This window comes from Variovorax sp. Soil_C_19, assembly GCF_057657255.1.
In genome coordinates this window covers 311326-326758 of record NZ_JBDGIV010000002.1, presented here as the reverse complement: position 1 = coordinate 326758, position 15433 = coordinate 311326, and the positions used below count along the sequence as shown (strand labels likewise).

General features: G+C 71.6%; 3 protein-coding genes. All 3 read left to right on the top strand.

Annotated elements, in window-relative coordinates; genetic code table 11:
• Window positions 1-3 precede the first annotated feature (3 nt).
• The 3 genes from AC3A6R_RS05925 to AC3A6R_RS05915 are packed head-to-tail and all read left to right on the top strand — an operon-like array spanning window position 4 to window position 15430.
• On the top strand, window positions 4-5274 hold the full coding sequence (locus AC3A6R_RS05925; RefSeq protein ID WP_487864139.1) for an amino acid adenylation domain-containing protein: 5271 nt from the start codon (window positions 4-6) through the stop codon (window positions 5272-5274).
• Complete coding sequence (locus AC3A6R_RS05920; protein WP_487863981.1) at window positions 5274-12323, top strand: SDR family NAD(P)-dependent oxidoreductase; 7050 nt, start codon at window positions 5274-5276, stop codon at window positions 12321-12323. Before AC3A6R_RS05925 ends, AC3A6R_RS05920 begins: the two co-directional genes overlap by 1 nt.
• 5 nt (window positions 12324-12328) lie before the next feature.
• Entirely contained in the window at window positions 12329-15430 is a 3102-nt protein-coding gene (locus tag AC3A6R_RS05915; protein WP_487863980.1) for a non-ribosomal peptide synthetase, read from the top strand.
• Window positions 15431-15433 lie beyond the last annotated feature (3 nt).

Here is a 15433-nt window from a genome sequence, read left to right as displayed (position 1 = left end):
CCGATGCATCCCGTGGACTTCGTGACCCATCTGCGCAGCCTCGCCACGCAGCGACCCGACGACGTCGCATTGATCGCCATCACCGATCGCGCTGGCAGCGCGCTCGACACGCCCATCAGCTACCGCACGCTCGATACACGCGTGCGCGGCTTGGCGGCGCACCTGCAGCAGACTTTCGCATCCGGTGGCCGCGCGCTCATCATGTTGGACAACAGCGACGACTACGTTGTCAGCTTCTTCGCCTGCCTCTACGCAGGCCTCGTCGCCGTGCCGGTGTTCCCGCCCGAGTCCACGCGCAAGCGCCACCTGGGCAAGCTCGAAGGCATCGCCGCCGACGCGGGCGCCTGCTGCGTGCTGACCCACGCCACCATCCGCGACGCGGTGGCCGGCGCAGACGCTGCCTTCGCGCAGGCCGTGTTCATCGCCGTCGACGCAATCGACGCCACAGGTGCCGACGCATGGCGCCCGCACACGCCGGCCGCCACCGACATCGCGTTCCTGCAATACACCTCCGGTTCCACCTCGGCGCCCAAGGGCGTCATGGTCACGCATGCGAACCTGATGGCCAATATGCGCGCGATCGAGGAAGGCCTTTCGGTCAGCCCCAGCGACACCTTCGTCACCTGGCTGCCGCTGAACCACGACATGGGCCTCATCGGCGGCCTGCTGCAGGCGATGCATCGCGGCGCGGTCGTGGCGCTGATGTCGCCGCGCTACTTCCTCGAGCGGCCCGTGCGCTGGCTCGAGGCCGTGTCGCGGCTGCGCGCGACCGTCAGCGGCGGGCCCGACTTCGCCTACCGCCTGTGCCTCGACCGCGTGTCCGATGCGCAACTGGCCACGCTCGACCTTTCGTGCTGGCGCCTCGCGTTCTCGGGCGCCGAGCCGGTGCGCGCCGACACGCTGCGCGCGTTCCAGCAACGCTTCGCGCCCGCGGGCTTTCCGGCCGAGGCGGCCTACCCGTGCTACGGCCTCGCCGAGTCGACGCTGTTCGTCACGGGCGGACACCGCGGCACCGGCATGGTCGCGCACAGCTTCGACAAGGCCCGCCTGGCACAGGGAGCCGTGGTGCGCGACGACGAGGGCGCCGTGCTCGTCGGCTGCGGTCGATCGGTGGCGCACCACGCGGTGCGCATCGTCGATCCGGCCACGCTGGCAGTCCGCGCGGAGGGGGGCGTCGGTGAAATATGGGCCTCGGGTCCGAGCCTGGGCAGCGGTTACTGGAACAAGCCCGAGGTGTCGCAGAAGACCTTCGTCGAGCACGAGGGCGCGCGCTGGCTGCGCACCGGCGACCTGGGCTTCGTGCACGAGGGCCAGTTGTATGTGGCCGGACGCATCAAGGACATGGTCATCGTGCGCGGCCACAACCTGTACCCGCAGGACATCGAGCGCGAAGTGGAGCGCGAGGTCGAAGCCGTGCGCAAGGGCCGCGTCGCGGCCTTCGCGGTCGACGGGCCGGAAGGCGAGGGCATCGGCCTGGCGGCCGAGGTGTCGCGCAGAATCCAGAAGCTGGTGCGCCCCGAGGTGCTGGTCGAGGCGCTGAGCGCCGCCGTGAGCGAACAGTGCGGCGAGCCGCTGTCGGTCGTGATGCTGCTCAATCCGGGCGGCTTGCCGAAAACCACGAGCGGCAAGCTGCAGCGCAGCGCCTGCCGCCAGGGCTGGATCGATCGCACGGCCGACGCCTATGCGATCTACGCCCACGGGGCGTTCGTGCTGGGCGGCGGCGCGCCTGCAGTCGACCCTTCCGAAACCTTGCTCGACGATGTCGAGCGGGCCCTGTCCACGATCTGGCACGAGGTGCTGCGCCGCCCCGCCGAACGACCGCTGGCGCGCGACGCGCACTTCTTCACCCACGGCGGCAACTCGCTCGCCGCCACGCAGGCGGCCGCGCGCATCGGCGAGCGCTGGGACATCGACTTTCCGCTGCGCGCGCTGTTCGAGCAACCGCGTCTGGGCGACTTCGCGCGCGAAGTGCGGCGCGTGCTGGCGCTCGGCCAGCGCCGCGTGCACCAGCCGATTCCAGCCCTACCGGCCAAGCGCCGCGCGGGGTTGCTCGCGCTGTCGCATGCACAGGCGCGCCAGTGGTTCCTGTGGCAGCTCGATCCGAAGAACAGCGCGTACCACGTGGGCGTGGCGCTGCGCCTGTCGGGCGCGTTGCATGCCGATGCACTGAAGGCGGCCCTCGAAGGCCTGCTCGCACGTCACGAGAGCCTGCGCACCGTGTTCCGCACGGCGGCCGACGGCACGGTCGGCCAACAGGTGCTGCCGACCGCACCGCTGGCGCTCACCCGCATCGATCTGCGCGCGTTACCGGCCGACGACCGCGAAAGCGTGGCCGCTGCGCAAACGCGCAGGCTGCAGGCCGAACCTTTCGACCTCGCGGCCGGCCCCGTGCTGCGGGCCGCGTGGCTCCAGCTCGGCGACGAGCGCCACATCCTCGCGATCGTCACGCACCACATCGTGTCCGACGGTGCCTCGCTGCAGCTGCTGCTCGACGAGTTCGGTGCGGCCTATGCCGCACGCGCGAAAGGCGAAACGCCGTCGTTCGCAGCCCCGCGGATCCAGTACGCCGACTACGCCGCCTGGCAACGCGACTGGCTCGCCGCGGGCGAAGCCGAACGCCAACTGACCTACTGGCGCACCCAACTCGGCGACACGCACCCCGTGCTGGCCCTGCCCACGGACCGCCCCCGCCACGCGGTCGCGAACTACCGCGCGGCTTCGCATGCCTTCGAGCTCGACGCGGCCCTCGTCGCGCGCCTGCACGCCACCGCGCAGGCGCATGGCGCCACGCTGTTCATGGTGCTGCTCGCGGGCTTCCAGGCGCTGCTGCACCGCTACACGGGCCAGCCCGATGTGCGCGTTGGCGTGCCCGTCGCCAATCGCCACCGCCCCGAGACCACGGGCCTCATCGGCTTCTTCGTCAACACGCAGGTGCTGCGCGCCACGCTGAGCGGCCGCACCCCGTTCGCGCAACTGCTCGCGCAGACGCGCGAGGCCGCGCTCGGCGCGCAGGCCCACCAGGACCTGCCGTTCGAACAACTCGTGGACGCCCTGCAACCGCAGCGCAGCCTGAGCCACAACCCGCTGTTCCAGGTCATGTTCAACCTGCTGCGCGAAGACGCGGCCGTGCTGCGCGGCCTGCCGGGCCTGGCGGTGGAGGAGTACCGCATGGAGGACAGCGCCGCGCAGTGCGAGCTCGCGCTCGACATCCGCGAGCGCGCCGACGGCGAGGTGCGCGCGGTGCTCACCACCGCAGCCGAGCTGTTCGATGCCGCGACGGTTGCGCGCATGGCTGCGCACTACCACGCGCTGCTCGAGGCGTTGACAACAGACCCGGCCGGTGCTGTCGGCGATGCGCCGTGGCTTGCCGCCGAAGAACAAGCGCAACTGCACACCTGGGGCACGGGAACGTCGCTCGCACCCGCAGCGACGCCCGCCCACCGACTCTTCGAAGCGCACGTCCGCCGCGCGCCAGATGCCGTCGCGCTGATTGCCGGCGACACCGAAATCTCCTACGCCGAACTGGACCGTCGCTCCAACCGCCTCGCGCACCGCCTGCTGCGCCACGGCGTGCGCCCCGACACGCTGGTCGCCGTGGCCGTTGATGCCCCGGTCGATCGTGTCGCCAGCCTGCTTGCCGTACTGAAGGCCGGCGGCACCTACCTGCCGATGGACCCGTCGCACCCGCCGCAGCGGCTGTCGCAACTGCTGACCGACAGCAGCGCAGCGCTGCTGCTGACGGGCAGCCAAAGTTCGGTGGGTGAGGGCGATGCCATCGCGCGCCTCGCAATCGATGACGCATCGCTCGGCGACGAGCCGAACGAGGCTCCGAAGGTCGCGCTGCAAGACGGTCACCTGGCCTACGTGATCCATACCTCGGGCACCACCGGCCGTCCCAAGGGCGTGGCGGTCGCACACGGCGCGCTGTCGATGCACCTCCAGGCCATGGCCGACACCTGCGGCTTCACGGCGGACGATCGATCGCTGCAGTTCGCGCTGCCTCACGTCGATGCGGCCATTGAACAGTGCCTGCTGCCGCTGGCCACCGGCGCCGCGCTGGTGCTTCAGCCGCAGTGGTGCTCGCTCGCCAGCGAACTCGACGCCTTGCTGCAACGCCACCGCGTCAGTGTGGTCGACCTGCCGCCGGCCTACGCGCGCCAGCTGCTGCAAGACCGGCCGCCGTTCCAGCACGCCGTGCGTCTCGCGCTCTTTGGCGGGGAAGCCTGGACCGGCGAAGACCTCGCGCTGATCCGACGCGTGCTGCGCCCCGCAAGGGTCGTGAATGCCTATGGCCCAACCGAGGCCGTGATCACGCCGATGCTGTGGTCTGCGCGGGCCGAGGCCATCGTGCAGGGCTACGCCCCCATCGGCCGCCCGGTCGGCCGCCGCACCGCCCATGTGCTCGATGCCGACCTGCAGCCGGTGCCGCACGGTGTTCCCGGCGAGCTGTACCTCGGCGGCGAAGGCCTGGCGCGTGGCTACCTCGGGCGCGCGGCACTCACGGCCGAGCGCTTCGTGGCCGACCCGTTCGATGCCGCAGGCGGGCGGCTGTACCGCACCGGCGACCTCGTGCGATGGCGCGCCGATGGCCAGCTCGACTACCTCGAACGGCTCGACCACCAGGTGAAGGTGCGGGGCTTCCGCATCGAGCTTGGCGAGGTCGAGGCGTGCTTGCGCGAGCAGCCCGACGTGCGCGAGGCGCTGGTATGCCTGCACGAGAGCGTGGCCGGCCCGTCGCTCGTTGCCTACGTCGCGGCGGCCGCGGGCGCATCGCTGGACGCAACCACGCTCAAGACGCGACTGGCGCAGGCGCTGCCCGACTACATGGTGCCTTCGGCGCTGATGGTGCTCGACAGCTTCCCGCTCGCCGCCAACGGCAAGGTCGATCGCCGCGCGTTGCCAGCGCCGGCCGCCGCTGGCACGCAAGGCTACGAAGCGCCCCGGGGCGACGTCGCCCAGACAGTGGCCACGATCTGGGCCGAGCTGCTCAAGGTCGAAAAGGTCGGCCTGCACGACAACTTCTTCGACCTCGGCGGCAACTCGCTGCTCGTGATCCGCATGCACCGGCTGGTGGAAGACCGCCTGCAGCCGGGCCTCGCGGTGGTCGATCTCTTCAAGTACCCGACCGTCGGCGCGCTGGCCCGGCACATCGAACAGCTCGCGCGCGGCCCCGCCGCTGCCAACGACGACGCCGCCGCACTGGCGAAGCAGCGCGCGCAGCAACAGCGCGCGGCCCTGCTGCAGCGCCGCCGACCCACGGAAAGAACCCTCTGATGCACGCGCAAGACGACACCCCGCTTTCCCCCGAAACCACGGGCCTCGAGATCGCCATCGTCGGCATGGCCGGTCGCTTTCCCGGCGCGCCCGACGTGGACGCCTTCTGGCGAAATATCCGCGACGGCGTCGAGTCGGTCACGGCCTTCAGCGACGACGAACTGCGCGCGCGCGGCGTGCCCGAGCGCGCACTGGCCGACCCCGACTACGTGAAGGCCGGTGTGCTGCTCGACGGCTTCGACCGCTTCGACGCCGGCTTCTTCGGCTACTCGCCGCGCGAGGCCGAGCACCTCGATCCGCAGCAGCGCATCTTTCTCGAATGCGCCTGGGAGGCGATGGACCACGCGGGCTGGCCGACTGGCCCGAAGGGCGGGGCGCCGGTCGGCGTCTACGCGGGCGATGGCCCCAACCTCTACCTCATGAAACACCTGCTGCCCGCCTTCGGTGTGGACGCAAGCACGGGCATCGCCGACATGCTGGGCCTCATGAGCGGCAACTCCGCTGGCTCGCTGTGCACGCGCGTGGCCTACAAGCTCGACCTGCGCGGCCCGGCCGTCAGCGTGCAGACCGAATGCTCGACCTCGCTCGTGGCCGTGCACATGGCCTGCCAGGGCCTGCTGAGCCACGACTGCGACATGGCGCTGGCCGGCGGCGTGTGGCTCAACCTGCTGCAAGAGGGCGGCTACCGCTACCAGAACGGCGCCATCCTCTCGCCCGACGGCCACTGCCGCGCCTTCGACGCCCAGGCCGCGGGCACGGTGATCGGCAGCGGCGCGGGCATCGTCGTGCTGCGCCGGTTGGCCGACGCACTGCGTGACGGCGACGCCATCCACGCCGTCATCAAGGGCACGGCCGCCAACAACGACGGCGCCGACAAGATCGGCTTCACCGCACCGAGCGTGCAGGGCCAGGCCGGCGCGATCCGCGCGGCGCAGCTGATGGCCGATGTGCCCGCGCACACGGTCGGCTACGTCGAGGCGCACGGCACCGGCACCACGCTGGGCGACCCGATCGAGCTGGCCGCGCTCACGCAGGCCTTCCGTGCGGACGGCGGCGACGGCGGGCGCTGCGGCTACTGCGCCATCGGCTCGGTCAAGACCAACATCGGCCACCTCGATGCGGCGGCCGGCGTGGCCGGGCTCATCAAGGCGACGCTGGCGCTGCGCCATCGCACGCTGCCGCCGAGCCTGCATTTCGAGCAGCCGAATCCGCAGATCGACTTCGCGAACAGCCCGTTTCGTGTGAGCACCGAAGCGCGGCCGTGGCCCGAGGGCGACACGCCGCGCCGTGCGGGCGTCAGCTCGTTCGGCATCGGCGGCACCAACGTGCACGTCGTGCTCGAAGAGGCGCCGCCTGTGGTCGCGACAACCCCTGCGGCTGGCTGGCAGGTGCTGCCACTGTCGACACGCAGCGCGTCCGCCACGCGCCAGGCCGCGCAGCAACTCGCCGAGCACCTGCGCGTGCACCCCGCACTGCCGCTCACCGACATCGCCCACACCTTGCAGGCCGGCCGCCGCGCCTTCGATCACCGCAGCGCGGTCGTGGCCGACCACGTCGAAGGCGCCGTGCAGATGCTCTCGGCAGGCGAAGGCCTGGCTGTGCGCGCCGCGCCGGCGCAGGCGCCCGAGGTGGTCTTCCTCTTCCCCGGCGGCGGCACGCAGCACGCCCAGATGGGCCGCGCGCTCTACGAGGACGATGCCGCCTTCCGCGACGACATCGACCGCTGCTGCGCGCTGCTGGAGCCTGAGCTGGGCTTCGACCTGCGCACCGTACTGTTCCCCGCACCCGGGGGCGAAGCCGAGGCCGATGCGCGGCTGTTCGACATCGCGCTCGCGCAACCCGCGCTGTTCGTCGTCGAATATGCGATGGCGCAGTGGTGGATGCGCCGCGGCGTGCGGCCCGCGGTAATGATGGGCCACAGCCTTGGCGAGTACGTCGCTGCCTGCGTGGCCGGCGTGTTTCGCCTCGAAGACGCGCTGCGGGTCGCGGCCCTGCGCGGCCGCCTGCTGCGGTCGATGCCGCCCGGGGCGATGACCGCCGTGCCGCTGTCGCAGGCTGCGCTCGCGCCGTTCCTGGCACCGGGCTGCGACCTCGCCGCCGCCAACGCCGAGCAGCTGTGCGTGATCTCCGGTCCGCGCGAAGCGGTCGAGGCCGTCGAAGCGCGGCTGCGCGCGGCGGGCCACCTGCCGCGTCGGCTGCATGTGTCGGTCGCCTCGCACTCGGCGATGACCGAGCCGCTGCTCGCGCCGCTCGAGGCGCTCATCGCGTCGGTGCCGCGCCGGCCGCCGACCATTCCCTTCGTCTCCAACGTCACGGGACAGCTCATCACCGCCGAGGAGGCCATGAGCCCCGACTACTGGGCGCGGCACCTGCGCGGCACGGTGCAGTTCGTCGACGGCGTGCGCACCTTGCTGCAGGTGCCGGGCCGCGTGCTGCTCGAAGTCGGTCCCGGCGAAACACTGGCGGGCCTCGCGCGCCAGCATCCGCTGGCCGACACCGCCGCCGGCGTGTTCGCCAGCCAGGCGCACCCGCAGCAGCAGGCGCGCAACGCGCAGCAGATCGCACAGACGATGGCCCAGCTGTGGGTAGCGGGCGTGGACATCGACTGGGCCGTCTGCCGCGCGGGTGCTGCACGTCGGCGGGTGCCGCTGCCGGCGTATCCGTTCCAGCGCCGCCGCTACTGGGTGGAAGCCCCCGATGGTGCGAAGGCGCCGCAGCGCACCAACCCCGACGCGTTCTATGTGCCCTCGTGGCAGCGCACGGAGCCGCTGGCGCTCGCGTCGTCGGCCGGTGCCAGTGGTTGCCTGCTCGTTCTCGGCGACAGCCGCAGCCTCACGGGCCACCTCGTGCGGCAGCTGCGCGCGCAGGGCCGCACGGTGGTGCTCGCCGAGCGCGGCAGCGCCTTCGAACGCACCGGCCATGGCCACTGGACGCTGCGCCCCGGCGCACGCGACGACCACGCCCGTCTGCAGACCGAGATCGCGGCCGACTTCGGCGCCATCGCCGGCATCTACCACCTCTGGAGCCTTGACGAGGCGCTGCCAGCGCAGCAGCCGCAGGCCGAGCTGCTCGAGCGCAGCTTCTTCAGCCTGCTCGCGCTCCTGCAATCGCTCGAAGCTGGCGACCGCACCCTGCCGTTGGCCGTCGTCGCCAATCAGCTCGAAGACGTCACTGGCACTGAGCCGCTGTGCCCCGAGAAGGCGACGCTGCGCGGCATCGGCAAGGTGATCGGGCAGGAATGTCCGCGCGTGCATTGCCGCGTGATCGACGTCGTGCTGCCCGCGCCCGAAAGCGATGCCGAAGGCCGGCTGGTCGCGCAGATCGTGGCCGAGGCCGCAGCGCTGCAGGCCGAACCCGGCGAGCCGCTCGTGGCCTGCCGCGGCGCGCACCGCTGGACCAAGACCTACGCGCCCGCGACGCTGGCCGCCGCCGCGCAGCCGCGTCTGCGCCGCGAGGGCGTCTACCTCGTCACCGGCGGCCTCGGCGGCGTCGGCCTGGCACTGGCGAAGCACCTGGCCGTGCAGTGGCAGGCGCGGCTGGTGCTGCTTGGTCGCACCGCGCCGCCGGCGCGCGCCGAATGGCCCGCGCTGATGACGGCCAACAGCACGCCCGCCGCGCTGAAGCTGCGGATGCAGCAACTGCTCGAACTCGAATCGCTCGGCGCGCAGGTGCTCACCGTATCGGCCAACGTGTCCGACGCCGACGCGATGCGCGCCGCCGTCGCACAAGCGAACGATCGCTTCGGCCCGCTGCACGGCGTTGTGCATGCGGCCGGTGACGCGGGCGGCGGCATGATGGCCGGGCGCACGCGCGCGCAGGTCGACACCGTGTTCGCGACCAAGGTGCGCGGCACGCGCGTGCTGTTCGATGCGCTCGGCGGCCAGCCGCTGGACTTCGTGCTGCTGTGCTCGTCGATCTCCAGCGTGGCCGGCGGCCTGGGCATGAGCGACTACGCCGCCGCCAACGCCTATCTCGACGCCGTGGCCGTCGCGCATGAGCGGCTCGGCGCGTTCCCCGTGTTCTCGGTCAACTGGGACGCCTGGCGCGGCCTGGGCATGGCCGCGCACATGGACGTGCCCGGCGACATCGGCATGGAAGGCCCCGAGGGCGCACGCGTCTTCGAGCGCATCGTCAACGGCCCGGTGCGCGCACAGACCGTCATCTCGACCGCCGACCTGGCCACGCGCCTGGGCCCGCTCGACAACGGCATGCTCGATCTGCTCGGCGACGAGGCCCCGGCAGCTGCCGCAGGCTCGGCGCATCCCCGGCCGGCGCTGCAGACCCCGTTCGTCGCGCCGCAGGGCGAGGTCGAGACCGCGCTTGCCGTGCTCTGGACCGAGCGCCTGGGCATTGCACCGATCGGCGTGGACGACAACCTGTTCGAACTCGGCGGCGATTCGCTCGTCGCCATCCAGCTGCTGTCGCGCGTGCGCAAGCTCTACGCGACCGAGCTGCATCCCAGCGAGTTCTTCAAGGCGCCGACCATCGCCGGCCTGGCCGCGCGGCTCGGCGTCGCCACGACCACCACCGCGCCGCAGCGCAGCGCGATGGAGATCACGCCCGTCGCGCGCGGCGGTGCGCTGCCGCTGTCGCCGATGCAGCGCCGCCTCTGGCTGGTCGACCGCCTCACCGACGCCGCCAACCGCAGCGGGCGTGCGGCCTACAACATGTCGGCCGGCCTCGCGTTGCACGGCGAGCTCGATATCGATGCGCTGCGCGCCGCCATCGACGCCATCGTGGCGCGCCACGAGGTGCTGCGCACCGTGTTCACCGAAGACGATGAGGGCGAACCCATGGCCGTCGTGCGCCCCGGTGCGCCGCTCGACATTTCAGTGATCGCGCTCGACGATAGCGCGCGCTACGGCCAGCTGTTCGACGAACTGGTGCGCGCACCGCTCGCACTGGCCCAGGGCCCGCTCATCAAGGCCACCGTCGTGCGTATGGCTGCGCGCGAGCATGTGCTGGTGCTCGTGGTGCACCACATCGTGTTCGACGGCTGGTCGATCGCCGTGTTCGCACGCGAGCTGGCCGCGTTCTACGAGCGTGCGCGGCGCGGCCAGCCCCTCCAACTGGCACCGCTGCCCGTGCAGTACGCCGACTACGCCGCCTGGTATGCGCGCGCGCTGGCCTCCGACGGCTTTGCGCCGAAGGCCGCGTTCTGGCGTGAGCGGCTGGCAGGCGCACCGCAGGCCTCGGGCATCAAGCCCGACCACCAGCGCCCGGCCGTGCCCACGCATGCCGGCGATTCGGTGCGGCTCGCGCTGTCGCCCGCGCTGTCGCAATCGCTCTCCGCGCTCGCGCGGGCGTCGGACACGTCGCTGTTCACGCTGCTGCTGTCGTCGTTCTTCCTGTTCTTCCACCAGGCTTCGGGCGCTGACGACATCGTCATCGGCACCGACGTCGCGGGCCGCGGCCACCCGGACCTCGAAGGGCTGCTGGGCTTCTTCGTCAACGTGGTACCGCTGCGCTCGCGTCGCGCGAAGGGAACAACCGATTTCTCGCAATGGCTGGCCGCCACCAAGGCCGACACCCTGGCTGCGATGGACCACCAGGATGTTCCCTTCGACCGCATCGTCGAGCTGTCGGGCGTGCCGCGCGCACGCGACCGCAACCCGCTGGTGCAGGTGCTCTTCGTGCTCCAGAACACACCCGAGATCCGGTTCGCCATCGAAGGCGCCGAGGTCGAGGTGCTGCCCCAGCAGATGAACGAATCCAAGTTCGACCTGGCAGTGTTCGCCAGCGAACACGACGGCGCGCTCACCGCCGAGTGGGTGTTCGCCACCGACCTCTACCGCCGGGAGACCGTCGAAACCTTCACCGCTTCGTGGCACGCGCTGCTGGAGCGGATCGTCGCCACACCCGGCCAGCCCCTCGACGCGCTGGCCCCCATGCCCTTGCAGGAATCCATCGCGATGACCCACGCTCCCAACGCCCGACCGGCTTCGAAACTCGACAAGCTCGACAAGCTCGGCAAACTTGGAAAGCTCGATGCCCTGGGCGCCGGCCGCGCACCCGTGCGCGCCGCTGCGCGACCCGCCGTGCAGACCTCGTTCCTGAAACCCGGCGCCGAGTTTCCCATCGTGCTGCAGGCCACCAGCCCCGAGCTCGACACTGTGGCCTGGGCCAAGGGCCAGGCCGACTACATCGAGATGCTGGTCGCCAGGCACGGCGGCATCCTGTTCCGCGACTTCGGCCTGAAGACCCCGCAGGACTTCGAGGCCTTTGCCGAGGCCATCGAGCCCGAGCTGTACGGTAGCTACGGCGACCTGCCGAAGAAGGAGGGCGGCAAGAAGACCTACCGCTCCACGCCGTACCCCGAGCGCCAGATGATCCTGTTCCACAACGAGAGCGCGCACCTGGACCGCTGGCCGCGCAAGCAGTGGTTCTTCTGCGAGCTGCCGTCGCCCGTGGGCGGCGCCACGCCCATCGTCGACTGCCGCGAGATGCTGCGCCGCCTGCCGGCGGACGTGGCGGCCGGATTCGAGCGCAAGGGCCTGCAGTACGTGCGCACCTTCACGCCCGGCCTGGACGTGCGCTGGCAGGACTTCTACAAGACCGAGCGCCGCGAAGACGTCGAGGCGCGCCTGGCCGCCACCGGCATCGAATGGCGCTGGTTCGACGGCGACACGTTGCAGACGCGCACCCGCTGCCCCGCCGTGATTCGCCATCCGCTGACCGGCGAGCGCGTGTTCTTCAACCAGGTGCAGCTGCACCACGTCGCCTGCCTCGAGGCACAGGTGCGCGAAGACCTGCTGGACATGGGCGGCGTCGAGCGCCTGCCGCGCCACGTGACCTACGGCGACGGTTCGCCCATCGCCGACGACACCATGGCCATCGTCGGCGAAGCCTACGAGGCCTGCGCCGTGCGCTTCGACTGGCGCCAGGGTGACGTCGTGATGCTCGACAACATGCTCGCCGCCCATGCACGCGACCCCTTCGAGGGCCCGCGAATGATCGTGGTGGCGATGGGCGCGATGTTCGACCGCGCCGCGCTCGACGACGGCGCGCGCAGCGCCGATGCCCGCCTGACCGACGCGCAGGACGCATGACTGAAATGACGACCATGACCGGCCACTTCGACGACATGACCTTCCCGCTGAGCCCCGAACAACGCGCGGTGCCGGCCGATGCGCCGCGCCTGCTGCTGCGCGCCGACATCGAGGGCGCGCTCGACGCAGCGCGCCTGCGCGGCGTGGTGGCGCGCGTGCTGGGTGCGCACGGCGCCCTGTGCAGCGCCATCCGCGCGGTGCCGGGCTACCGCGGCCTGCGCCAGCAGTACACCCCGGGCATGGCACCGCCGGCCTGGGCGAACGCAGACCTGCGCGGTGCGCCTGATGCCGCATTGGCCCAATGGCTGGCGGACATGCAAGCCGCGCCGCTGGACATCGCGCGCGGCGAGATGGTCCATGCCGGGCTCGCACGCACCGGTGGAGCACGCCACACGCTGGCGCTTTGCATTCACGCCTGGGTTGGCGACCGGGGCAGCCTGCAGCACCTGTTCGACCAGATCGCCACGGCCTTCGCGGACGAACACGCCTTCGATGCCGCCGAGGTGTTCCCGTATGCGCGCTTCGTGACCTGGCGCCAGGACCTGCTCGATGGCGAAGACGCTGCCGAGGGCCGTGCCTACTGGCAGCGCTACCTCGCGCAAGCCGCCACGCTCGCGCCACCGCGCCTCGTCGGTCGACAGGCTGTTGTCTCGCAGCATGCCGCGCGCGTGCAAGCCGAAGAATCCATCGACGCCGCTTTCGCAAGCCGCATCGCCGCCTGCGCCGACACATTGGGCGCACAGCCCGACACGCTGCTGCAGGCCGTCTGGTGGCTGCTGCTCGCGCGCCTGGACGGCACCGGCCGTTTCGCTGCTGGCTGGCAGCACGACTGCCGCCGCGACTACCCGCCGATGCAGGGCGCGGTCGGCGTGTTCGACAAGGTGCTGCCGCTTATCGTCGAGACCGCGCCGGAAACACGCTTTACCGACTGGCTTGAAAACTTCGACGGCACGCTGGCCGCGCACGTCGAGGCGCAGGAGTACTGGGCCGTCGAAGCACCGCCCATCTCCGCGCACCTCGCGGTCGGCTTCGCGTGCCACGAACGCCCGCGTCGCCACGGTGTCGATCCGCAATGGCAACTGGCCGCGCTGCCGGGGCCGCTGCCGGCTTTCGAACTGGCCCTGCAAGTCGCATGGGATGCTGAAAGTGCCGCGCTGTCGGTGCATGCCGACGCCGCGCGCCACAGCGAGGTGGCGGTGCAGCGCCTGCTGATGCAGTACCTCTGCCTGCTGAATGCTGTCGTCGAACGCCCCGACACCACGCTCGGCGCGCTGCCGCTGGTCGGCCCGCGCGAGCGTGAGTTGCTGCTTCGGTCGCAGGAAGCCGTGGCCGATGTCGGCACGCAGACCGTTACGCAACGCATCGCCCACTGGGCCGCCGAGACGCCCGAGGCGCCCGCACTCGAAGCTGGCGACCAACGCCTGAACTACGGCGAACTCGAACACCGCATCGGCCGCGTCGCCCACTGGCTGCAAGGGCACGGCGTGACACCCGGCACCATCGTCGCGCTGAATCTGCCGCGTGCGCTCGACCTGCCGGTCGCCATCCTCGCGGTCTGGCGCGCGGGCGCCGCCTACCTGCCGCTCGACCCAGACTGGCCCGAGGCGCGCCGCGCGGCGGTGCTGGCGGATGCGCAGCCTGTCTTCACCATCGACGCGGCGCTGCCCGACGCGGCAACGTTGCCCGAGACGCAATCCGATTTGTACGTCGCCGCACCGAGCGACCTCGCCTATGTGCTCTACACCTCCGGCTCCACCGGCGCGCCCAAGGGCGTGGCCGTGGAGCAGGGCGCGCTGCAGAACTACGTGGCAGCCGCTTCGGCGGCGATGCAACTCGACACCTGCCGCCGCTGGGCGCTCACCAGCTCGGTGGCGGCCGACCTCGGCAACACCGCGCTGTTCGGCGCGTTCTACAACGGCGCCTGCCTCGTCGTGGCGGCGCCGCACGAGGCGAAAGACGCAGAGGCCTTCGCGCGCTTCATGCGCGCACACGCCATCGACGCGCTGAAGGTCGTTCCCTCGCACCTCGAAGCGCTGCTCGAAGGCGCCACGCCCTGCCTGCCGCGCACGCTGGTGCTGGGCGGCGAGGCCGCGCCGCGCGCGCTGGTCGAGCGCATCGCGCGGCTGGCGCCGCAGTGCGCGGTCTACAACCACTACGGGCCGACGGAGGCCACGGTCGGCGTCTTGGTGCATGCCGTCGAGGCCGGTGCGCCCGTGCCCGAGCAGCTGCCGCTGACGCGCGTGCTCGCGAACAACTGCGTGCGCGTGCTCGATGCGACGAGCGGCCTCGTGCCGGCCGGTGGGTTGGGCGAGGTCTACATCGGCGGCGCGCAGCTGTGCCGCGGCTACCTGAACCGCGCGAATGCTGACGTGTTCGTCGCCGACCCGTTCCGCGCCGGTGAGCGGCTCTACCGCACAGGCGATCTCGCCTGGGTGCTGCCCGAAGGCGGGCTGCAGCTTGCGGGGCGTGCCGATCACCAGGTGAAGGTCCACGGCTACCGCGTCGAGCCGGCCGAGGTCGAGGCGGCGCTGCTGGCGCGGCCCGGCGTGCGCCAGGCGGTCGTGCTGGCCGTGCCCGACGTGGCCGGTGCAACCACGCTCGCCGCCTTCTTCGTTGGTGACAGCGAGGCGGCCGACGGGCGCGCGCTGCGCGAACAACTGGCCGCGCTGCTGCCCGCGCACATGGTGCCCGCGAGCTGCACGGCGGTGAGCGCGTTCGCGCGCCTGCCGAACGGCAAGATCGACCGGCTCGCGCTGGCGGCATCGGCCCCGGCCGAGGCACCACAACGCCTTATCGCGGCGCCGCGCGATGCGCTCGAAGCGCTGCTCGCCGACGGCATGGCCACGCTGCTGGGTAGCGGGCCGGTCGGCGTGGAAGACGACTTCTTCGAACTCGGCGGCCACTCGCTGCAGGTCATCAAGCTGGTGGCGCGCATCCGAAAGCTGCTGCAGGTCGAGGTGGCGGCCGGCGTGGTGTTCGACCACCCGACGCCCGCGGCGCTCGCTGCCGTGTTGCGCGAGGCCAGCGCAGACGCGGTCGCGCTCGAACAGCTGGCGCAGACACACCGGCGCGACTTGGCGGACGAATCCGTGGGGGAGGCCGCATGAGCA